The 21,090-nt window shown below is 50.1% G+C and carries 21 protein-coding genes and 1 tRNA gene; 19 read left to right on the top strand and 3 right to left on the bottom strand.

What is annotated here, in order from left to right; translation table 11 throughout:
• The first annotated feature begins 3 nt into the window (after positions 1-3).
• The 14 genes from proB (at position 4) to BLQ36_RS11895 (ending at position 13,451) form a co-directional block, all read left to right on the top strand.
• On the top strand, positions 4-1,131 hold the full coding sequence (proB, locus tag BLQ36_RS11960; protein WP_074515806.1) for a glutamate 5-kinase: 1,128 nt from the start codon (positions 4-6) through the stop codon (positions 1,129-1,131).
• Between the two features lie 18 nt (positions 1,132-1,149).
• Positions 1,150-2,406 (top strand): glutamate-5-semialdehyde dehydrogenase, encoded by a 1,257-nt coding sequence (locus BLQ36_RS11955; RefSeq protein WP_074515805.1) that lies wholly within the window; start codon positions 1,150-1,152, stop codon positions 2,404-2,406.
• A gap of 159 nt (positions 2,407-2,565) precedes the next feature.
• A complete protein-coding gene (nadD, locus tag BLQ36_RS11950) occupies positions 2,566-3,189 on the top strand; it encodes a nicotinate-nucleotide adenylyltransferase (RefSeq protein WP_074515804.1) in 624 nt (207 codons plus the stop codon).
• Positions 3,186-3,770, top strand: a complete 585-nt coding sequence (yqeK, locus tag BLQ36_RS11945) for a bis(5'-nucleosyl)-tetraphosphatase (symmetrical) YqeK (RefSeq protein ID WP_318260986.1) — start codon at positions 3,186-3,188, stop codon at positions 3,768-3,770. Before nadD ends, yqeK begins: the two co-directional genes overlap by 4 nt.
• A gap of 31 nt (positions 3,771-3,801) precedes the next feature.
• Positions 3,802-4,836, top strand: coding sequence for an LCP family protein (locus BLQ36_RS11940; RefSeq protein WP_074515803.1), 1,035 nt, complete (start codon positions 3,802-3,804; stop codon positions 4,834-4,836).
• 29 nt (positions 4,837-4,865) lie between these two features.
• Positions 4,866-5,195 (top strand): ribosome silencing factor, encoded by a 330-nt coding sequence (gene rsfS, locus BLQ36_RS11935; RefSeq protein WP_143558764.1) that lies wholly within the window; start codon positions 4,866-4,868, stop codon positions 5,193-5,195.
• An 11-nt stretch (positions 5,196-5,206) separates the two neighbouring features.
• The gene (locus BLQ36_RS11930; protein WP_074515802.1) at positions 5,207-6,079 is read left to right on the top strand and encodes a S1 RNA-binding domain-containing protein; all 873 of its coding nucleotides are present in this window, start codon (positions 5,207-5,209) and stop codon (positions 6,077-6,079) included.
• 119 nt (positions 6,080-6,198) lie between these two features.
• A complete protein-coding gene (locus BLQ36_RS11925) occupies positions 6,199-7,149 on the top strand; it encodes a chemotaxis protein (RefSeq protein ID WP_074515801.1) in 951 nt (316 codons plus the stop codon).
• A gap of 109 nt (positions 7,150-7,258) precedes the next feature.
• Positions 7,259-8,299 (top strand): ABC transporter substrate-binding protein, encoded by a 1,041-nt coding sequence (locus BLQ36_RS11920; protein ID WP_074515800.1) that lies wholly within the window; start codon positions 7,259-7,261, stop codon positions 8,297-8,299.
• A gap of 86 nt (positions 8,300-8,385) precedes the next feature.
• Positions 8,386-9,717, top strand: a complete 1,332-nt coding sequence (rimO, locus tag BLQ36_RS11915; protein ID WP_074515799.1) for a 30S ribosomal protein S12 methylthiotransferase RimO — start codon at positions 8,386-8,388, stop codon at positions 9,715-9,717.
• An 8-nt stretch (positions 9,718-9,725) separates the two neighbouring features.
• Positions 9,726-10,214 carry a nicotinamide-nucleotide amidohydrolase family protein gene (locus BLQ36_RS11910; RefSeq protein WP_074515798.1) on the top strand — a complete coding sequence of 163 codons (489 nt, stop codon included), beginning with the start codon at positions 9,726-9,728 and terminating at the stop codon, positions 10,212-10,214.
• On the top strand, positions 10,211-11,791 hold the full coding sequence (locus tag BLQ36_RS11905) for a DEAD/DEAH box helicase (protein WP_074515797.1): 1,581 nt from the start codon (positions 10,211-10,213) through the stop codon (positions 11,789-11,791). Before BLQ36_RS11910 ends, BLQ36_RS11905 begins: the two co-directional genes overlap by 4 nt.
• A gap of 28 nt (positions 11,792-11,819) precedes the next feature.
• Positions 11,820-12,458, top strand: a complete 639-nt coding sequence (locus BLQ36_RS11900; protein WP_074515796.1) for a hypothetical protein — start codon at positions 11,820-11,822, stop codon at positions 12,456-12,458.
• 135 nt (positions 12,459-12,593) lie between these two features.
• Positions 12,594-13,451, top strand: coding sequence for a hypothetical protein (locus BLQ36_RS11895; RefSeq protein ID WP_143558762.1), 858 nt, complete (start codon positions 12,594-12,596; stop codon positions 13,449-13,451).
• Between the two features lie 95 nt (positions 13,452-13,546).
• Here BLQ36_RS11895 and BLQ36_RS11890 read toward each other — a convergent pair.
• Positions 13,547-13,622: transfer RNA gene (locus tag BLQ36_RS11890), tRNA-Gln, on the bottom strand.
• An 80-nt stretch (positions 13,623-13,702) separates the two neighbouring features.
• Positions 13,703-15,388, bottom strand: coding sequence for a DUF4127 family protein (locus tag BLQ36_RS11885; RefSeq protein WP_074515794.1), 1,686 nt, complete (start codon positions 15,386-15,388; stop codon positions 13,703-13,705).
• 163 nt (positions 15,389-15,551) lie between these two features.
• Between BLQ36_RS11885 and rsmD the strand changes: the two genes are divergently transcribed.
• Genes rsmD through BLQ36_RS11870 form a run of 3 tightly spaced genes read left to right on the top strand, consistent with a single transcriptional unit; the run spans position 15,552 to position 17,216 of the window.
• Positions 15,552-16,127, top strand: coding sequence for a 16S rRNA (guanine(966)-N(2))-methyltransferase RsmD (gene rsmD / locus BLQ36_RS11880; protein WP_074515793.1), 576 nt, complete (start codon positions 15,552-15,554; stop codon positions 16,125-16,127).
• Positions 16,124-16,612: a pantetheine-phosphate adenylyltransferase gene (gene coaD, locus BLQ36_RS11875; protein ID WP_074515792.1), complete on the top strand. Its 489-nt coding sequence runs from the start codon at positions 16,124-16,126 to the stop codon at positions 16,610-16,612. The genes rsmD and coaD overlap by 4 nt, the downstream gene beginning before the upstream one ends.
• Before the next feature lie 7 nt (positions 16,613-16,619).
• Positions 16,620-17,216: an ATPase gene (locus BLQ36_RS11870; protein ID WP_074515791.1), complete on the top strand. Its 597-nt coding sequence runs from the start codon at positions 16,620-16,622 to the stop codon at positions 17,214-17,216.
• A 99-nt stretch (positions 17,217-17,315) separates the two neighbouring features.
• Here the strand turns inward: BLQ36_RS11870 and BLQ36_RS11865 are convergent, their stop codons facing one another.
• The gene (locus tag BLQ36_RS11865) at positions 17,316-18,791 is read right to left on the bottom strand and encodes a helix-turn-helix domain containing protein (protein WP_074515790.1); all 1,476 of its coding nucleotides are present in this window, start codon (positions 18,789-18,791) and stop codon (positions 17,316-17,318) included.
• Positions 18,792-18,969: 178 nt separating this feature from the next.
• Between BLQ36_RS11865 and larA the strand changes: the two genes are divergently transcribed.
• Positions 18,970-20,241 carry a nickel-dependent lactate racemase gene (gene larA / locus BLQ36_RS11860; protein ID WP_074515789.1) on the top strand — a complete coding sequence of 424 codons (1,272 nt, stop codon included), beginning with the start codon at positions 18,970-18,972 and terminating at the stop codon, positions 20,239-20,241.
• 25 nt (positions 20,242-20,266) lie between these two features.
• Positions 20,267-20,989, top strand: a complete 723-nt coding sequence (gene larD, locus BLQ36_RS11855) for a D/L-lactic acid transporter LarD (protein ID WP_074515788.1) — start codon at positions 20,267-20,269, stop codon at positions 20,987-20,989.
• Positions 20,990-21,090: the final 101 nt, after the last annotated feature.

The following is a 21,090-nucleotide window of genomic DNA, read 5'->3' as shown; positions in this document are numbered from 1 at the left end:
CCTATGAACGCAAGAGAGCGTCTGCGCGAAGCAAAGCGCATCGTTGTCAAGGTGGGGACCAGCACGCTGGCACATGAGACTGGCAAACTGGATCTTTACCGCATTGACCATTTGATCCGGGAATTAGCGGATCTTCGCAATCAGGGTAAGGAAATGGTGTTGGTTTCTTCGGGGGCCATTGCCGCTGGTTTGGGGAAATTGGGACTTTCCCAAAAGCCGGATTCAATTCCGGAAAAACAGGCGATTGCAGCAATTGGCCAAGGTGTGCTTATGCATATCTACGAGAAGCTGTTTGCGGAATACGGGCAGACGATGGGACAGGTTCTTTTGACGAAAGAGAATTCTGTCCGCCATCATCAGTATATTCACTCCCGTAATTCCCTGCTGGCCTTGCTGGCCATGGGGGCAATCCCGGTAATCAACGAGAATGATGCCGTGGCTGTCGATGAGATAAAGATTGGCGATAATGACAATCTTTCGGCTATGGTGGCAACGCTCATTGATGCCGATGCGCTGATTATCCTTTCGGATATTGAAGGCCTTTATACGGCCAATCCTTCGACTCATCCAGAGGCAGAGCTCATCTGTGAGATTCCGGAAATCACGCCGGAGGTAGAGCGAATTGCTGGTGGTGCAGGTTCGAAACTAGGAACTGGCGGCATGATGACCAAAATTCAGGCGGCGCAGATTGCCATGAGTGCTGGCGTCACCATGGTCATTGCCTCAGGGGCAAGAGAGGGTGCGATTCGCGGCATTTTGGCCGGGGAACAAATCGGGACGGTATTTCCCGCCCGGGAATCCCACTTGCGGGTCCGCAAAAGCTGGTTGGCCTTTGGCAAGCGATTGGCCGGTGAAATTGTGGTGGATGATGGCTGTGCAGCAGCAATGCGCGAAAAGGGGTCAAGTCTTTTGGCTGCTGGAGTCCTGGAATGTGAAGGCGATTTTCGCGAAGGCAATACCGTACGTGTGCTTAACACGGAGCGGCAGGAAATTGCCCGCGGCATCGTGAATTATAAGTCAGAGCTTCTGCAGAAGTTGTTGGGGCATAAAACGGAAGAATTTGCCACCTTGGTAGATGGCGATATTCCTGAAGAAGTCATTCATCGGGACAATATGGTTTTGATGGTCTGAACCAGAGGAGGAATTTGGATGGATATCGAAGCAGTGATGAGAACAAAGGCAGAAGAAGCCCGTAAAGCCAGCCGGAAACTGGGGGTATTGTCCACCAGTGTGAAAAACAAGGCGCTATTGGCCATGGCGGATGTTTTGGAAAAACGCAGTGCCATGATTTTAGCGGCGAACGAGCAAGACTTGGAAGATGCCCGTCAGAAAGGTTTAAAACGTTCTTATCTTGACCGGCTGATGCTAAATGAGACGCGGATTCGTCAGATGGCAGAAGGGCTCCGTCAGACGGCTGCGCTGCCTGACCCGGTTTGTCAGGGTAACTATTCGACCATCCGTCCCAATGGTTTGGAGATTCGCCGTGTGCGCGTTCCTCTGGGCGTAATCGGCATTATTTACGAGGCACGGCCAAATGTTACCGCGGATGCAGCTGGCCTTTGCCTGAAATCCGGCAATGCGGTCATTTTGCGCGGTGGTTCGGAGGCAATCCGCTCCAATACGGCAATCAGTTCGCTGTTAGCGAAGGCCGCTTATGAAAATGGGATTCCGGAAGGGGCGCTGCAATTCGTTGAAATTACGGACCGGGCAGCCGTAGATGTTATGACCCATTTGTCCGGTTTTCTCGATGTCATCATTCCCCGCGGTGGCGCTGGGTTGATTGAGCATATCGTGAAGAACAGCTCCGTTCCGGTCATCCAGACCGGCACTGGCGTTTGTCATACCTTTGTGGATGATTCCGCTGACCAGGAAATGGCTATCCGCATTGCGGTCAATGCCAAGACATCGCATCCGTCGGTTTGCAATGCCATGGAGACTCTGCTTGTTCATGAGGCTGTGGCCGACGAATTCTTGCCGAAGCTTTCCAAGGCGATGCAGGCAAAGAAAGTAGAGTTACGTGGCTGCCCACGCTGTCAGGCAGTTTGTGAGGCTTTCCTGCCAGCTACGGAGGAAGACTGGTCGACGGAATACGGTGACCTGATTTTATCCGTCAAAGTCGTAAAGGATATTGATGAGGCCATCTCCCATATCAATCGGTATAATACCGGACATTCGGAAGCAATCGTGACCGAGAATCTTACCCATGCCCATCGATTCCAGCGGGAAGTGGACGCTTCGGCGGTCTATGTCAATGCTTCCACGCGGTTTACCGATGGCTTTGAATTCGGGTTTGGTGCTGAAATTGGCATCAGCACCCAGAAACTTCACGCCAGAGGACCAATGGGACTGGAAGAGCTTACCAGCATGAAGTACCTCATCTATGGTGAGGGGCAGGTTCGCGAATGAATCCCATCCGCGGTTATATTCGAACGATAGCGCAATATCTAGCTACCCCGAAGGGAAGCCATGATGTGAAAGATTACGGAAGGGCAATCCTTCTGATTGCAGTGACCATTGGGGTTGTCTTGGCAATCCTCATGGGATGGAAATGGGGGTTTTGATGTCATGGAGGATACGTTGCAGCCGATTCGCCGAATCGGCATCATGGGCGGAACCTTCGATCCTATCCATATGGCACATTTGGCGATTGCCGAACAGGTTCGGGAGGCTTTTGCCCTGGATTTGGTCCTGTTTATTCCGGCGGCAAACCCGCCACATAAACAGGGGCGGAAGGTGGCTCCTGCTTATCATCGCTTGATGATGACTCAGCTGGCCACCTATTCCAATTCCTGCTTTCATGTTTCGAAGCAGGAGTTAGAGCGGACAGGACCGTCCTATTCGTTGCTGACGGTGCGGGAAGTGCAGGAAAAGTATGGAGCCGATGCAGAATTGTATTTTATCACCGGGTCAGATACCATCAATGAATTGCACACCTGGTATCATATTGAAGAACTGCTGGACAGCTGTCATTTCGTTGGCACGACAAGACCGGGGGCCCCGGTGGATAAAGAAGATTTAGTCAAGCGTTTTGGCCGGCTGGCAGAAGAAAAGATTCATTTCTTAGCGGTGCCGGAACTGGAGATTTCTTCTACGGATATCCGCCAGCGGGTGCGCTGCGGCAAAAGTATCAAATATGTGGTGCCAGCAGCAGTGGAAGCGTATATAAGAAAAGAAGGTTTATATCAATGAGTTTTGGCATGAGCTATGAAGCCATGAAAGAGGAGCTGGCAAGACGCCTTAAAGCCAGTCGCTTTGCCCATTCGGTGGGCGTGTCAGAAACCGCTGTGTTTTTGGCCGGGCGATTTGGTGTGGAGGAACAGAAGGCTCGGGTGGCTGGTCTACTACATGATTGTGCCAGAGAGTTTCGCAATGAGGATATGATTGCGGAGGCCCAAAAGCGTGGGATTGCTATTGGCACGGTGGAACAGGCGATGCCGCTGCTGCTTCATGCCTATATCGGAGCTAAGCGCGTCCGGGAAATTTATCAGGTTGAGGATGCGGAAGTGGAGCAGGCAATCTGGCGTCATACAGTGGGCGGTCCCCAGATGACCGCTTTGGATAAAATCATTTGGTTTGCCGATATGATTGAGCCAGGACGTGATTATCCGGGAGTGGAGAATTTGCGGCAGTTAGCAAAAGAAGCCTCCCTGGATGATATAATGCTGGCAGGATTCAGCCAATCTATTCAGTTTGTGGTGGCCAAGGGCCATCTGATTCATCCGGATACTGTGTTGGCGCGAAACGAATTGCTGCTAAAGAAAATCCGGTAAGGACTGGATAATAAGCAAAGAAGGAAAGCCTATGGGAAAGGAACAGTATACTAGTACGCGGGAAAATATCCTGCGTAAGCGAAAAATACAGGCCAGACGACGGCGCAAGGCTTTGTTGCGTTTGTTTTTCCTGCTGGTGTTTCTTGGTGCCATTATGGCAGGTGTATTGTATGTCGGCTATACGGTGGTTTCCTGGGGCAGCCGGATTTATCAGGAATATCAGGCCATGTATGCCGGTTACACGGAGCGTCAGCAGGAACGTCGCGGTGAGATAGATCCCCGATTTGACGGATATACGAATATACTGGTCATGGGACTGGATGATGGTGCCGATGAGACGGGCGGACAGGAGAAGCGGGCCGATACCATTCTCCTGATAAGTCTGGAAAATGATACCGGCAAGGTGCGGTTTATCAATATTCCCCGGGATACGTGGATTGAACTGCCAGACCATGGTGGTCAGATGAAACTCAAAAGTGTTTATGCCCTGGGGGGGCCTTCCATGATGGTGCGCCAGGTCAGTAATTTGCTGGGGATATCGGTTCACCAGTATATTGCCTTGGATATGGAAACCTTTGCCAAGCTGGTGGATGCTTTGGGGGGGATTGACCTCTATGTGGAAGGGAATATGGACTATGAGGACCCTGAAGCCGAGCTGTCGATTCACATCCGACAAGGGTATCAGCATTTAGATGGTGAACAGGCAGGGAAGTATCTGCGCTATCGCAGTGAAGAACTGGGAGATGTCGGACGGGTACAGCGGCAGCAAAAATTTGTCAAGGCAATGTATCAGAAGCTGTTGCAATTTGAGACCATACCGAAACTGCCGGCGGTGGCTGAGATTTTTAAGCAGCAGATGGAAACGAGTGCTGAGATTTTTGATTCGGCCCATTTGGCCAACGTGCTGCGGAGCATGAGCAGTGAACCCCCTGCCAGCATTATGCTGCCAGGCGCGGTGGCGGAAGGCGATGACACCATTTGGGTGCCAGACGAAGCGGCAATACAGAAAAGAATGCAGGAATTATTCCCTGCTGAAACATTAGAGCAAGCGAAAGACAAGGAATAAGAGGAGGAATTACTTTGACGATTAAGGAAATGACGAAGGTCATCTGTGAGGCAGCCAGTGACAAAAAGGCACGGGACATTGTGGTAATGGACATGCAGGGCTTGACCTCGTCCACCGATTATTTTGTGATTTGTTCGGCGAATACGGCAACCCAGGTTCGGGCAATTGCCGACAACGTGGAAGAGGAGATGGATAAGGCAGGCATTTCCTTTGACCATAAGGAAGGGTATCGGGAAGGCGAATGGGTCCTCATGGATTACGGCGATGTTGTCGTCCATGTGTTCATGCAGGAAGCTCGTGAGTACTATGCCTTGGAACACCTTTGGGGCGATGCGGAACTGACTCCTTACGAAGACTGATTGAGGATGCTATGGAAGAGAGAAAAAAACGGAAATACGGGCCTAGTACGGTGGTTACGCTAAAAGTGGCTCGTCTCGGTGAGATGGGCGCCTTCCTGGATGCAGAAACAGGCAATACGTCGGATGACATTTTACTGCACAAGACCCAGCAAACGGCACCGGTTAAGGTTGGGGATATGGTTACCGTGTTCCTGTATCTTGACCCGAAACGCCGTTTGACTGCCAGTATGCGGGTCCCCCGCATGAAAGAGGGGCAGATTGCCAGGTTAAAGGTAATCAATACCAGCCGTGATGGTGCTTTCTTAGATGTAGGGGCAGAGCGCGGTATCTTTATGCCCTATGCTGGCATGCGCGGCCGTCCGCAGATTGGGGAAGTCGTATGGGCAAAGCTCTATACGGATAAATCGGGACGATTGGCGGTGACCATGGAGGTCGAAGATGAAATGCGCCGGGCGTCCCAGCCGGCGGTTGGCGTTCACGTGGGGGATAAGGTAACCGGAGCTATTTATAACTATACGGACAGCGGTGCCTTTATGTTCAGCAACGAACGCTATATCGTCTTTATTGACAACAAGGAAATTAAGAACCGCCCACGGGTGGGGGAGATTGTTACCGCCCGTGTGACCTATGTGCGGCAGGATGGACGCTTGAATGCATCCCTGCGTGAGGTAAAAGAAAAAGCTTTGATTACCGATTCCAAGCGCATATTGGAACTGCTGGCGAGCCGCAACGGCAAGATGCCATACAGCGATGAAACATCGCCGGAAGTTATTCGGGATAAGTTCCAGATTTCCAAGGCAGCGTTCAAGCGGGCTTTAGGACATCTTATGCGTGAAGGTCGTGTGGTGGAAGAAGATGGCTGGACGTACTTGAAAGAAAAATGATTGATTCGGTGGACTTTTTTCACACGAATAGAAGGATTTTAACTTTCTAGCGCGAATTATGACATCAAGAGATGAAATTATAATGGGATATTACGAATCCGAGTATGGGGGCGAATTTAATGGCAGCAGAGACGAGTGGAGATAAAAAAGGAATTCTTCTTGAGACAGGTACCAATGAATTTGAAATTGTAGAATTCAGCATTGGTCAGGTAAATTATGGTATCAACGTTGCAAAAGTAAGAGAAGTTATCACGAGTGCACCGGTGACGACAATGCCACAGGCACATCCCTATGTTGATGGTTTGTTCACCTTGCGTGGAAAGGCTATTCCTTTGGTCAATTTGCCGCGCTGCCTCAATGTGCAGTCGAATGCCGAGCCAAAGAATATCATCGTAACGGAAATCAACAACTACAACATTGGTTTCTTGGTGGAAAACGTATCGCGCATTCACCGCATTTCCTGGAAGGACATGGAACCGGCGCCGGAAGTTGGCGACCAGTCTCGGGTAGTTGGTCTCGTCAAGATGAAAGACCGCATTGTTCTTCTGTTGGATTTTGAGACCATCATTGCGGAAATCAATCCGGAAATCAATGCGAAGCTCACTACCTATGAAGAGGCTACGGAGGATGTCAAATCGAAGCGTTCGGATGTCCATGTGGTGGTGGCAGAAGATTCGCCGATGCTTCGCGACCTGCTGGTTACGACGCTTCATGAGTCTGGCTATCGTTTTATCCGCGATTTTGGCAATGGCCAGGATGCGTGGAACTATCTGCAGGAACTTTCCCAGCGCGATGGCAATATCAACGAGCATGTCGGTGTTATCGTATCGGATGTTGAGATGCCGAAGATGGATGGTCATCGTCTGCTGAAGCTGGTTCGTGAAGATGAGCGCCTGGGCAAGGTTCCTTTGGTGCTGTTCTCGTCGCTGATTAGTGATGAGATGCGCCTTAAAGGTGAGCAGCTTGGGGCATCTGGCCAAATTGCTAAACCGGAAATCAACCAGCTCATTGGCTTGCTCGACAACTTGATTTTTGGCACGCCAATCAAGAATGAGCAGTCGAATGGCTGATTTTTGACAAGTCAAGAAGGAATCGGGACCACCGCTATGTTGCGGTGGTTCTTTTCTTATGATAGAATGATACTAATTAGTTTTGTCTTTTTAGGTGAGGTATCCTTTCATGAGACGATATACATCGCTCCTGTTGACGTCCTTTTTGTTGCTTTTGATTGTGGTGACAGGTTCCGCATATCTGGCAGGTGCCGGACATGATACGGAACGGCGTCCGATGCAGGAGTTTACCGTTTATACGACATTACCGGCTGAACATGTATCAATCCTTACCGCTGCTTATGAAAAACAGCATGGGGTAAGGGTTAATTTTGTGCCGTTGTCCTCGGATCAGCTCCTAAGCCGTTTAAAAAATCAGTCCGCAGGGGATAATGGCCCCTGTGCCATGGTGTTAGCTGACCGGGAAACCCTTATGAAGGCCGCGGCAGCAGGGGAGCTTGTTCCGTATTTGTCCCAGGCAGGGGATCAAGTGGCCGCGGATTTCCGGGAAGAGAATGGCTACTGGGTGGGGGTATGGTATGACCCCATCGTCTTTTGCGTCAATAAGGATTATTTGAAAACCCAGACCCAAATTCCGGACACCTGGATGGAATTGGCTCAGAAAAAACAGGTTCGCATCGGTGTGACGGACTTTTTGGCTGCTGACGCCTCGGCAAATCTGCTCATCAGCATGATTGCCCAGTTTGGCGATACAGCTACCTATGATATTTGGCGGCAGATTCATCCTAAAGTGGTGCAGTATGCGCGCTATTTATCCAATCCAGTCCGTCAAGCTGGGATGGGGGAGGTCGACATTTCCATTGCTGTGGAAAGTGAAACCATCCGTTATATGCAGGACGGTTATCCGCTGCAGGTAGTGTATCCTGCTGATGGAACGGCGGCTATGGTGACTGGCACGGCTATGGCCTTTAAAGCTAGTGAGAAAGATGCCGCCGCAGCCAAGGAGTTTTCGGATTGGCTGCTTACGGATGAGGCTCAGCTGGCACTGCAGGAGCAGGGCTTCTATTTTGTGCCAACAAATCCGGGAACGCTTGCCTATAAGTCCTTTGCGGGCAAGAATATGATTCTCTTTAACCAGCCGGGATTGTTCAGTACCGAACAAAAACATGATTTCCTGGACCGCTGGGTGAAGGAGATTCGCTTCAAATGATTGGCTAAAACAGAGGATGCGGCCTGTAGCTACGGGCAGTATCCTCTGTGTCTTGTTTTGGGAAATAGAATTTAGGAGGCAAAAAAGTGAAAGCAGGTTTTATTAGTCTTGGCTGTTCCAAGAATCTGGTCGATACAGAAGTAATGTTAGGAGAACTCAAAGCTCATGGAATTGAGCTGACGTCTGACCCCGCTGAGGCGGATATTCTTATTGTTAATACGTGTGCCTTTATCCAGTCGGCCAAGGAGGAATCCATTACGACGGTCCTCAACATGGCGGATTATAAAGAGACGGGACGTTGCCGCAGCCTGATTGTTGCCGGCTGTCTGGGGCAGCGGTATAAGCAGGAACTTCTGGATGAATTGCCGGAAGCCGATGCCATCCTGGGAACAGGTGCCTGGGGCCGTATCATGGAGGCGGTGGAGGAAACTCTTAAAGGTCATCGGGTGGTCATCGCGGATGAGGACGATACCATTTACGATGAAAACACGCCGCGAATTACCACCACGCCTGACTACACCGCTTATGTCAAAATCGCGGAAGGCTGTGACAATCGCTGTGCCTTTTGTGCGATTCCGCAGATTCGCGGTCATTACCGCAGCCGCCGGATTGAAGACATCTGCAAGGAGATTGAGAAGCTCACCGAAAAAGGTGTGCGGGAAGTTGTGCTGATTGCTCAGGACAGCACGATGTATGGTAAGGACCTTTATGGAAAACCATCCTTGGCTGAGCTCTTGCGCAATGTGGTCAAGGTACCAAAGCTCAAATGGGTTCGTACCCTCTATCTTTATCCGAAATTCTTTACGGATGAGCTCATCGATGTGTATGCGTCTGAGCCGAAAATCTGCAAATATGTGGATTTGCCGCTGCAGCATGCCGATAACGACTTGCTGCGGTCCATGCATCGGCCGGATACCCAGGAGGAAATGGTGGCATTGTTGGATAAACTCCGCAAAAAGATTCCCGGCGTCACCATTCGCTCGACCTTTATCGTCGGCTTCCCCGGTGAGACGGAGGAGCAGTTCCAGACCTTGCGCAAGTTCTTAGAGGAGCAGCGTTTGGACAAGGTAGGAGTCTTTACCTATTCCCGTGAAGAAGATACGCCCGCCTATGACATGCCGAATCAGGTTCCAGAAGAAGTCATGCAGGAGCGCTATCATGACCTCATGAGTTTGCAGAGCAAGATTTCCGAAGAGGTCAATCAATCCTTCGAGGGAAAAGAGCTGGAAGTACTGGTGGAAGGCCGCGACGAAGAGCAGCCCAATATCTGCGTCGGCCGTTCCTATCGCGAGGCGCCGGAAGTCGACGGTCAGGTATATGTGGAAAATGACCAGGACAGCAAGCCCGGTGACATCATTCGGGTAAAAGTCCTGCAGGGCTTCACCTATGACGTGGTAGGCGAAAAGCTGCCGGAATAAGGGGAGGCATGACCATGAAAAAGCTGGAGGAGACCGCAGGCCAGCTGCTGATGGCCAAGCATCAGACCATCGCCTGCGCGGAGTCTTGTACTGGTGGTTTACTGACCAGCAGGCTGACGGATGTTCCAGGCAGTTCCGCCTATGTCATGGGCTCGGTGGTATCGTATACCAATCCGGTAAAAGAGCGACTGGTTGGTGTCAATCCCACAACGATTGCCGCCCATACGGAGGTATCGGCGGAGACTGCCGGCGAAATGGCCGAAGGGATTCGCCAGCTGATTGGGACGGACCTGGGGGTTGGCATAACTGGGCTGGCAGGCCCCGGAGGCGGCACGAAAGAGCGGCCGGTGGGGGTAGTTTTCATCGCTGTTGCTGGCAGCCGGGGAACTAAGGTTTGCGAAAATCATTTTCATGGCAATCGCATGGCAATCAAACAGCAAAGTGCAGAGATGGCTCTGCAAATGATCATAGAGTATTTATCAGGAGGATCTTTTTGAAACAAGAATTGAAACAATTTGGTGAGATAAATCTTAGCCGCAAAATTCTACAGGCAGTAGAGGCCATGGGCTTTGAAGAGCCCTCGCCAATTCAGGCCCAGACGATTCCCTTGGCTTTGGAAGGACATGACGTCATTGGCCAGGCTCAGACAGGAACTGGCAAGACGGCAGCCTTTGGCATTCCTACGGTGGAAAAGGTGATGGAGAAAAATCATCGCATTCAGGCATTGGTCCTGACGCCGACCCGGGAATTGGCGATTCAGACGGCCGAGGAACTGAATAAAATCGGCAAATACAAACGCGTTCGCACGCTGCCCATTTACGGTGGTCAATCCATTGACCGTCAGATACGGGCCTTGAAGCGGGGGGTTCACATCATCGTGGGAACTCCGGGACGATTGCTGGATCACCTGCATCGCGAGACGATTCGTTTGGAAGATGTCCAGACCCTGGTCTTGGACGAGGCCGATGAAATGCTGGATATGGGCTTTATCGAGGATATCGAAACCATCATTCGGAATTTACCCGAAGAGCGGCAGACTCTGCTGTTTTCGGCTACGATGCCCGGCCCGATTGAAAAGCTCTCACGCCGTTATATGGAGAATCCTCAGCAGGTGACGATTACCCGCGAGAATTTGACGGTTCCGCTGATTGATCAGGTGTATTATGAGACCCGTCAGAAATTCGATGGGCTTTGCCGGGTGCTGGATGTGGAAGAGACCGGAAAACTCATCATCTTCTGCCGCACGAAGCGCGCGGTGGATGATTTGGCAGCTTCCCTCGATGCCCGCGGTTATTCGGCAGGGGGACTTCATGGTGACTTGTCCCAGATTCAGCGGGACCGGGTGATGAAGAAGTTCCGCGAGGGACGCATCGATGTGCTGATTGCTACGGATGTAGCAGCCCGCGGTATTGATATCGATGACATCACCCATGTCATTAACTACGACATTCCGCAGGATCACGAGTCCTATGTCCATCGCATTGGACGCACGGGCCGTGCGGGCCGTACCGGTGTAGCGATAACTTTTATCGAACCGAAGGAGTATCGTCAGCTCCGTTTGATAATGAAGCTGGCTCATACCAAGATTCAGCGCCGCGAACTTCCGTCGGCCTCGGATATTCTCGAACGCCAGAAGGACTTGGTACAGGAACGGCTCATCAAGACGCTGCAGCAGAATCATTACGATGATTATCACACGATTATTTCGGATGTGGCAGATGAAGGCTTTGATATGGTGGATATTGCCGCTGCTGCCTTGAAACTTTCGCTGGAAGGATTCAAGGAGGAAAGTCCGAAGGATAAAGAAGGCTTTGGCGATACCGGTGGGGCTCCGGGCATGGTGCGCCTGTTCCTGAACATTGGCCGTAGCCAGAAGATTCGTCCGTCGGATATCGTACGGGCTATTGCCGGTGAGGCGGATATTCCCGGGGATACCATTGGGGTTATCAATATCTACGATCGGTTTACCTTCGTGGAGGTACCGGAAGATGTAGCCGAGCGGGTCATGAACGTCATGCACCGCAATACGGTTAAGGGGTACAAAATAAACGTTGAACCAGCACGCAAGCGCTGAGATTCCTAGGGGAAAGAGGGCATGATTCATGAATTGGAAAAAAGCCATGATGACGATTGGCTGTCTGGTTGTAACGCTGATACTAATAGGCGGAGTACAGCCGGCAGAAGCTAAGAAGGATAATGCGGCAGCAGCAACATCTGCGGCAGCCGTCGAAGGATATCTTTATACGAGCAAGGACTATGGATATACCATAGTCTGCCCCCAAAAGCCCCATGTAATTCCTGCCAATCTTTTGATGGAAGGCAAAAAAGGTGAGGTCTTAATTTTTGATAACGATGGTTATAATATCAAAAATGCCTGGTTGGTGTTGACCGATGCCTTTGACAAGAAAAAGACGCCGGATTTCAATAAGATGAATGAGGCCGAGGCAAAAAAATATCTGGACGGTATCATGCAGAGCAATCCCTATGAAGGAGCCATGGTGGTGAATCTTAACAAGAATAACAAAGCCATCTATGCACTGACGGCTAAGGAAGTAGAACTAGATACGGACGGGGACGGCAAGCCGGATGTGACGGCCAAGGCGGATACCCAGATGGCAATCCTGTTCTTCCGTGGCAATAAGGGCGGCTGCTACTCCCTGCAGCTGATTGACAATCCGGAACTTCGGGAAAGTGAGATTGTCAAGTTTCAAAATGGTGCTATGACCTTCCAGGAAAAATAAGGGCTAACCCAAAAGAGACTGTGAAATATCGCAGTCTCTTTTTGTCTGGTAAGGAGGATTTTTCCGGAACTTGACGAATTAAATATTAGATAAAAGGAAGTTACGCAGCATTAAGATATATTGGGGGCTAACCGGATGAATTACACAAAAAGGACGAAGGCGGCGCTAATGATGGCAGTCATGACGATGCTATCTTCCACTTGCTACGCAGGTGTTGATACCAGTGATGTGGCTGCGCAGCAGCCACAGGGAAATCAGGCGGCCTTTCGTTGGGAAGCAGTAAATCAAGAAGCAAAAAAAATAGCGGTGGAACAACCGCCGACAGAAGTGACTCAGGAAAAGGCTATCCCCATTATCATTACTGCTGCCGATGTGGATGCCATGAATAAAAAGCATAGTCGGATGCAGGGAAGGGAGGTAAATTCCGCCACTGGATCGACGGGAATTCAGGACGCCAATGGCAATTTTGCTGGCGGCGGTAGCGCGAATGTGAATGAAAATCCTGGCAGCAATGGCCTGGCCAGCCCAGGGGGAGCGGGTACTGCTCTGGGAACGAATGGCTTGGCCGGAAACGATGCTGCTGTTAATGGCAGTGGGCTTTCTAGCTATTCGGGCAGTGGTTCCGAGGCATCCTGGGGAAGTGGAAGCTATTCTGCAGGGGCAAAGGGACAGCGGCCTATCGATGACAGCGATACGGATTTGCGCATCTATCCACTTAATGGCAAGGGAGCTGCCCATAGTTCTAGTGGTGTGACAGGCCAAAATGTGGTGGCTTTGCCAGAGCCTGAGCCCGTGGCTGCAACTGCAAAGCCACCAGCAGGGAAGACTGTGTCACTGCCGCCGATTCAGCCAGTGCCCGGTGAGGCGCGGGCCGTGACTGTGTTGTCGTCGGGAAAGGTAGTGGAACTGCCACCCATTGAAAAAGTTGCTCAGATTTCTGGAGAGAGAGCAGAGAAGATAGTAGAGCTGCCGCCAATCCATTCCGTGAAATAAAAAGTGGCGAGGATTTTTGCAAGAATTATCCTCGCCTTTTTGTTGTTTGGAGATACAAAAAAACCGCTATCAGCAGATAGCGGTTAAATTTCATATGGCAGGGGTAGCTGGACTCGAACCAACGCATGCGGGATTCAGAGACCCGTGCCTTACCAACTTGGCGATACCCCTGTGAGCATCCGACAATTAATGCCGTCAACATTTATAAATTATATCGGATGAACAGAGTATTGTCAATACCAAAATAAATATTATTTTTCACTGGGCATGGCAAAAGACGGCGTGGCATGGAGCCAGATTTCAAAGGTCCGGGGCCATGGATAGCTGAGCTCTGCGGTCAGGTCCTGCATCATCAGGGTAAAATCGCCAGCAGGGGACGTGAATTTTACCGGCGTGCGGGCGGATTTTGTCTGTTTATAGCTGGCGATGTGCTGCTGCATGGAATTTTGAAGCATGCGGTTGGCCCAACGGTAATTATGTTCAAGGTCGAGGTCAGCCGTGTTGATATAGCCGGCTTTTTTCAAGTTTTGATTGACCAATTCGATGTCATCTTTGAGATAAAAATAATCTTCTAAGATGCGTCCCTGGAGAAAGGTGAGGTTGGCTGCGGTAAGGCCAATCATTTCTTGTCGGTCTTCGGTTTGCTGCCGGCAGGCTTCGTAGATGCTGGCTTGGGCCAGGGCAGTGCCAATAGCATTGCTGGTGGTATTCCAGCCTGCATAGGCGATGAGGTTATTCACGGGATAATCGGCTTCGATAAGCAGGGGAAGTACGGTCTCGCTGGCCTCAAAATGTTTACTGAGGTCCACCAGAGCTGTGGGGGCATCCTCTTGCTGATTGGCCTTTAGCTGCTTTACGGCAGTTTTCCGGGCGGCAACATCCCCGGTATCTTTGTCACAAGCTGAGATATAGAGGGTAAAGTCAGCATCTTCAGCGGTGGTGGTTTCTTCGCCGCCTAATAGGGCAATTTTTTCTTTGACGGTTTCGTCGATGGAAACCGCCATGTAGGGCATGATGCGCTGGGCCATATACGGGGCGGCATACTTCACAAGAACGCGAGGTTTAAAGCCGGCGCGGCGATTTTGGATGAGGGAAAGCAGGGAGAGGGCGATTTCATCGGCGCCGTGGGTCAAAAAAACTTTGTCTGGCGGCAGGTTCTGCTGGTGGATATACTGTTGCAGCTGTTTTTTTTCGATGTTGGGAATGGTGTAGGGTTCACCATCGTCCTGCCCGAGAACAAGCTGAGTAAAAACGCCTTCTTTGGTAAGTTGGATGAGTTCTTCGTTGAGAAGGCGGTTTTCTTCAAAATGGGATAAATAACGGGCAAGGCTTTCAGCGGGAATAGCTGCTTCTAGTTTTTGTAATTCTTCGGTAGAAACGGGAAGGCCTTCTGCCTGGCGCCCCTTTAAGCGTGAATAGGCAAGCAGGTGGCGCCGTTCCCAGTACCCGTCAATGGTATCCTGGGGTGTTTGCCGAGGAAGGATGCTGAAGGCATAGATGGGAACAGCAGGATGTTTTTCATGAAGCTGCCGCAGAAAAGCAATGAGCTGTTGGCGCTCTGCTGGTGTCTTTTCTTTTTCCCGGGCGGTGAGCAGGCCTCCGTAAAGAAGCTGGTCAATAGACAGGATGACTGCCTGACTGGTTTCGATGTTGGCAGAGAGCCACTGCTTCATGCCTTCCGTATCACCAGGCTGGGAATAATAGTCTTGCAATTCGTTAGGTGGAGGAGTTACTGCTAATCCGGCAATGTGGCCAGCATCGATAACAAATTGGCGGCAGGGTGGGCGGCCGTCAAGGGGAACCAACAGGATTTTTGCAGTTTCCTGGCGCTGGGGCGCAACATTGGTGGCTGCTGGCGAAAAGCGGCATAGATGCCATAGGCCAAGCAGAAAGAAAAACAGTCCCAGCAAGGTCAAATATTTATCGGTTCGTTTCACGATATACTCCTATGTCAATTCGTAGTTAATTCTTTGAATATTATACCATAGGGATAGTTCACTATTCGGAGAAAATATGGTAAAATGTATTTGTTTGCTGTAAGTTTGTCTTTGTCAAGGACGAACGACGCAGAAACCATAAGTACAGGATGGAGTGGAACCTATGAGAATCATCACGGGATCAGCCCGGGGCTGTCGGCTGAAAACGCCAAAAGGCTGGAATACAAGGCCTACTGCTGATCGAGTAAAGGAATCGCTTTTCAATATCCTGGGACAAAAAGTCATGGACCGAAAGGTGCTTGACATCTTTGCGGGAACTGGTAATTTGGGGCTGGAGGCTTTATCGCGTGGTGCTAAGGCCTGCGTGATGGTTGACCAAGCTACGGCGGATATCATGAAGGAGAATGTCCGGCTGGTGCGTATGCAGGAGAAAGCGGTTGTACGGGGCGGCGATGTATTTGCTGAACTGGGGCGCTTTGCTGGAAACCGGGAAGAATTTGACTTAATCTTTTGTGACCCGCCCTATCACATCGGACTTTGGGAAAAGGCCCTGTTGACAATTGACCGGTCAGAGGGAATTATGGCTCGCAATGGAATTTTAGTCATCGAGCACGGTGCTGATGAAAACGAGATTCCCGAGCTTAGCTCCCTGGTACAGGTCATGAATCGCCGCTATGGACATACGACGCAGTTGAGTTTTTATCAGTGGCGCGAGTATGTTGAGGAGGTGGAAGCATGAGACGGGCTGTGTGTTCGGGAAGCTTTGACCCCGTGACCAATGGGCACATCGATGTATTCGAGCGGGCAAGCACGATGTTTGATGAGCTGATTATCTGTGTATTCCACAATGTGCAGAAACAGGGATTTTTTCCGATTGAGCAGCGGGTGGAACTGCTGCGCCAGTCGGTCCGTCATTTGTCAAATGTCCAGGTCATGTCCTTTGAAGGCCTTATTACTGATTTTATGAAGGAGCACGATGCGCGGGTTATTGTACGTGGCATTCGTTCCGTCAAAGATTTGGAATATGAGGAAAATGAGGCGTACATGATTCGCCATATTGAGCCTGGCATTGATACGGTTTTTCTTTTGACGCGTCCGGATTACTCCTTTGTGAGTTCTTCGGGAGTCCGGGAGTTGTTCCGATTCCATGGGGACATTCATGGATTGGTGCCGGAATGCGTGGAACAGGCGATGATGAATTTAGATGATAGAGAAAGGAAGTAAGCGGAATATGTCAGTACGCGATACCTTAGATAAATTAGAAAATATGGTAGTAGGAGCTTCGCATTTTCCTTTTACAGAAAAGACGCTGATTAACGATAATGAACTGATTCATTACGTAGATGAGCTCCGCAACGACCTTCCGAAGGAACTCAATCGTGCCGATGAAATCATGAAGAATCGGGATGAGATTATTCGCAATGCGGAAAAAGAAGCGGAACAGATTAAGAAGGAAGCAAAAGAGTATGCCAATCGGGTGACAGACGAAAGCGAAATTGTCCTGCAGGCGAAGGAAAAGGCAAAGACGATTTTGCAGCAGACTCAGCAGCAGGAAAAGGAAATCATGGAGCGCACCCAGAAAAATGCTATGCAGCTTCAAAGTGATGCCGATGCCTACGCCAATCAGGTGTTTGATCAGCTGATTTCCCATGTGACGGGAACCTTCCAGGGGGTTCAGCAGGCAGAGCAGGGACTCCAGCAGGCCTTGAATGTCCTTAAGCAGGCCAAGGCCCAGATGAGCCAGCAGGCAGCGCGCCAGGCTCAGCAGTCGGCAGCAGCTGCAAGCGCTGTGCCGTCTGCTCCCGCCGAGCAGCCGAAAAAAGAATAAAGGACAAGGACGAAACAAACAGTCCAAGGCGATACAGCAAAAGGCCCGTTGACGGTAAGTCAACGGGCCTTTTGCTGTATAGAATATTGGTATTGGTGTTTACGGATGCAACGGTTTTTGTGTGCGAATATGCGTTAGCAATTGCCGCAGCATGTCCCATTCGCGGGCATTAAAGGCCGTATGGATGGACAGGGTAAGATGCCCTGGGGAGTGAATAGGGGCTGGGAGATTGGTAATTAGCAGGTCATAGGCAACGTTAGTCGTAACAAATTGAAGGTGAAATTCATCTTGAAAGCGGGAAAGGATTTCCTGCTTTATTTTTTCTTCGTAGATGGGGCCATAGTCTGTTAATAGGGCTAACGTTATGACCGATTCCGCAGCGGTTAGGTTGAAGTATTGGCTGCATAGTAGGATGTAGTGGGGGAGCAGATAACGGGCGTCGGCAAAACAACGGCCACAGGGATGGGGTTCAAGGGCCTCATAAAGCTTCTGGATATGGTGGGCGAAATTAGGATAGGTGCTTTGGTAAGATTTTAGAAATGGATAGCGTTCCGGGAGATCGGAACTGCCGCTGAGCAAAGCGCCATGAAAGTGGAGACGGTGTAATTTTTGCCGGAAGCTGGGAGCTCCTAGGCCAATCCAGTTGGGAAAGTAGCGAGCAAAAACAGCCATGAAATGGTCGGTGGCGGTAAGGGGCAAACAGTCGAAGCCGCGGGCATCGCGAGCAGCGGCAAAAAGCCGCTGTTGGATATTGACGCCAAAGGGAAAAGCATGGAGCAGATAAAAGATAAATTGACACTCTGCAGTAAGGAGGGGGAGACGGAAACGTTGGAAGAAACGTTGGATGGCAGGAAGGCAGGCCTGGTAGGCTTCATTTTCCATACCTAATTCGGCAGGTAGTGTGGAAGAAAGCGAATGTCTCAGCGTCAAGCGGTGAGCGATAATGGCCAGCCAATAGGAAAAATGTTTGCGGTCGCTGATTGACATGGGAAAATCAAGGGCATTTAAAATGTCCTCGATGGCATTCATGACACGTTGACGTGAGATAGCAGGAAAGGGCCAATCATAGCCGCGATATATTTGCAGATAGAAATTGTTAAAGAAGTAGCGTATCTGCATTTCGTTCCCAGACAGCCGCATATTTGCGATGTCGAGAGTCAACGAGAAGGCCGCAACGGCATTACGCATGGGGGTGAGGGTGCGGTATAGGGAAGCTTGGCTTAGGTAATGGGATAAACAGAAAGCCGTGGTGGTATCGGATGTTTCTAAGAACATCGTGTGAAAAAAAGAGTAGCTCATGGACTTTTGCGCAAATTTCGTGTAGACGGTATGGATATTAAGCCAGGGAACGCGGTGCAGCCGTATACCGAGAGCGGTACTGCGTTCAATGTGAAAATCCTGGCCGCAGTGTTCCGCTAGGTGAGTGGTAAGGTCTTGAAGATATTTATGGATGGTTCGTTCGGAAAGCTTTAGACTTTGGGCGAGTTCTTGGCAGGAAAAGTAACGGTCGGCGGAATCTAAAAGACTGAGCAGAGCGTATTCTTTTTGCCGGGATTTGTCGAGAATGGGGAGCAAGGGAAAACCTTCTTTCTAAGTAGTATGATGGTTTCGCATTTTTTACGGTATCTTGTTGTAAGTATTGATGCAACAAGCCTGCCGGCTTATGCTACGCTATATTCGTCTGGTGAAAGACGGTTTACATTATGATTAATTGTACTGGAAATTGGAGGATTTGGAAAGAGAGGTTTTTACAATGAAGATTTCCTTACCTTATGACAAGGGGACAATGTCAGCAGAGATTGCAGATGAAAATGTGCTGGCGGTGTTGGAGTCAAAAGCAGCAGCCTATAAGGCCGATAAAGGGCAGAAGGAGCTGGTGGAGGAATCGCTGGATAATCCTATCGGTTCGCCACGGTTAGAGGATTTGGTAAAAGGAAAGAAAAAAATAACGATTATCAGTTCGGATCACACCCGTCCAGTTCCTTCCCATATTACGATGCCGATACTTTTGCGCCGTATTCGTTCTGTAGAGCCGGAAGCGCAAATCAGTATTCTGGTCGCCACGGGCTTTCATCGTCCGTCAACCCACGAGGAACTGGTGGCAAAGTACGGGGAAGAGATCGTGCGCAACGAGAATATCGTCATGCATGTTTCAACGGATGATTCCTCAATGGTTAAGATTGGGACACTGCCTAGCGGTGGTGCGTGCATCGTGAATCGTACGGCCGTCGAGGCAGATCTATTGATTGCAGAGGGCTTTATTGAGTCGCACTTTTTTGCTGGTTTTTCCGGTGGCCGCAAGGCTGTCTTGCCGGGGGTGGCATCGTACAAGACGATTATGGCCAATCATTGCGGGGAGTTTATCAACTCGCATCATGCACGCACGGGAAATTTGCTGGACAATCCGATTCATCGCGATATGGTTTATGCGGCGCGTACCGCTGGCTTGAAGTTCATCCTCAATGTGGTGCTCAACGAGGACAAAGAAATTATCGGCTCTTTTGCTGGTGAGCTGGAACGGGCTCATGAAAAGGGCTGTGCCTTTGTGGCGGATTTGGCCCATGTGCCGCAGGTTCAGGCGGATATTACGGTGTCGACCAATGGCGGCTATCCCCTTGACCAGAACATTTATCAAGCGGTAAAGGGAATGACTGCTGCCGAAGCAGCGAATAAGGAAGGTGGTACCATCATCATGGTGGCAGGTTGTGCCGACGGTCATGGCGGAGAAGGCTTCTACCACAATCTGGCCGATGTAAAAACGCCCCAGGAGTTTCTGCAGAAGGCAATCGATACGCCACGGTCGGAGACGATTCCAGATCAGTGGACGGCGCAGATTTTGGCGAGAATCCTTGCCCATCACCGCGTAATCATGGTATCGGATTTGGTAGAACCTCATCTTATTACGGATATGCACATGGAACTGGCGAAGAGTTTTGATGAAGCATTGGCCAAAGCATATAAATATGAGGGAAATGATGCGAAAGTAGCGGTCATTCCCGATGGCTTGGCTGTAATTGTTGGTTGATAAGGAAAGGATAGGAGAAGAATAAATGGAACATCAATTGTTGGCAGAATTTATGGGAACCGCGCTGATGATTATTTTTGGTATTGGCGTGCATTGTGATGATACGCTGATGCATACGAAATATAATGGTTCTGGTCATATTTTCGCAATAACGACTTGGTCCTTTGGTATTACGGTAGCGCTTTATTTATTTGGTGATGTGTGCATTAACCCAGCAATGGTGCTGGCTCAAGCCGTTTTGGGAAATATTGGTTGGGGGATGGTTTTGCCCCTTTCTTTGGCGGAGCTGGCGGGCGGCTTCTTTGGGGCGGCCATCATGTGGTTTTGTTATGCAGACCATTTCAAAGCTTCGGTGGGGAAAATCGACCCGGTACGCATTCGTAATATCTTTTCGACGACTCCGGGGATTCGCAATTTGCCGCGTAACTTTTTCTGTGAGTTTTTTGCTACCTTTATATTTATTTCCGGTATTTTAGGAATTTTGCAGGCCTGCCAGGGCTCGGCAGCGATGTTAGCGCCGATTGCAATTGGCCTTTTGGTTTGGGCTATTGGTATGGGGATGGGAGGAACCACAGGATTTGCCATGAATCTTGCCCGTGATATGGGGCCGCGTCTTGCCCATGCGGTTTTACCAATCGAAAACAAAGCGGATAATGACTGGCAGTATGGCATTTTGGTACCGGGAATTGCGCCCTTTGTGGGGGCTGCCGCAGCTGCATGGTTTATGCGTGGTTTCTTTGGTATTTGATTGGCTGGAAAACCTTCCCTGAAGGGAAGGTTTTTTCGTTAAAAGGAATTTTCCTTTTTAACACGAATAATTGTAATTGGTTAGATATAGAATTGAGGTGG

The organism is Selenomonas sp. WCT3 (assembly GCA_900100835.1).
GTDB classification, from domain to species: Bacteria; Bacillota; Negativicutes; order Selenomonadales; family Selenomonadaceae; genus Selenomonas_A; species Selenomonas_A ruminantium_E.
This window is presented reverse-complemented; position numbering and strand designations above follow the sequence as displayed.

Bases quoted from the DNA above. Each gene is read 5' to 3' on its own strand.
- proB (WP_074515806.1), top strand. From the start codon at position 4: ATGAACGCAAGAGAGCGTCTGCGCGAAGCAAAGCGCATCGTTGTCAAG.
- BLQ36_RS11955 (WP_074515805.1), top strand. From the start codon at position 1,150: ATGGATATCGAAGCAGTGATGAGAACAAAGGCAGAAGAAGCCCGTAAA.
- nadD (WP_074515804.1), top strand. From the start codon at position 2,566: ATGGAGGATACGTTGCAGCCGATTCGCCGAATCGGCATCATGGGCGGA.
- yqeK (WP_318260986.1), top strand. From the start codon at position 3,186: ATGAGTTTTGGCATGAGCTATGAAGCCATGAAAGAGGAGCTGGCAAGA.
- BLQ36_RS11940 (WP_074515803.1), top strand. From the start codon at position 3,802: ATGGGAAAGGAACAGTATACTAGTACGCGGGAAAATATCCTGCGTAAG.
- rsfS (WP_143558764.1), top strand. From the start codon at position 4,866: ATGACGAAGGTCATCTGTGAGGCAGCCAGTGACAAAAAGGCACGGGAC.
- BLQ36_RS11930 (WP_074515802.1), top strand. From the start codon at position 5,207: ATGGAAGAGAGAAAAAAACGGAAATACGGGCCTAGTACGGTGGTTACG.
- BLQ36_RS11925 (WP_074515801.1), top strand. From the start codon at position 6,199: ATGGCAGCAGAGACGAGTGGAGATAAAAAAGGAATTCTTCTTGAGACA.
- BLQ36_RS11920 (WP_074515800.1), top strand. From the start codon at position 7,259: ATGAGACGATATACATCGCTCCTGTTGACGTCCTTTTTGTTGCTTTTG.
- BLQ36_RS11910 (WP_074515798.1), top strand. From the start codon at position 9,726: ATGACCATGAAAAAGCTGGAGGAGACCGCAGGCCAGCTGCTGATGGCC.
- BLQ36_RS11900 (WP_074515796.1), top strand. From the start codon at position 11,820: ATGAATTGGAAAAAAGCCATGATGACGATTGGCTGTCTGGTTGTAACG.
- BLQ36_RS11895 (WP_143558762.1), top strand. From the start codon at position 12,594: ATGAATTACACAAAAAGGACGAAGGCGGCGCTAATGATGGCAGTCATG.
- rsmD (WP_074515793.1), top strand. From the start codon at position 15,552: ATGAGAATCATCACGGGATCAGCCCGGGGCTGTCGGCTGAAAACGCCA.
- coaD (WP_074515792.1), top strand. From the start codon at position 16,124: ATGAGACGGGCTGTGTGTTCGGGAAGCTTTGACCCCGTGACCAATGGG.
- BLQ36_RS11870 (WP_074515791.1), top strand. From the start codon at position 16,620: ATGTCAGTACGCGATACCTTAGATAAATTAGAAAATATGGTAGTAGGA.
- larA (WP_074515789.1), top strand. From the start codon at position 18,970: ATGAAGATTTCCTTACCTTATGACAAGGGGACAATGTCAGCAGAGATT.
- larD (WP_074515788.1), top strand. From the start codon at position 20,267: ATGGAACATCAATTGTTGGCAGAATTTATGGGAACCGCGCTGATGATT.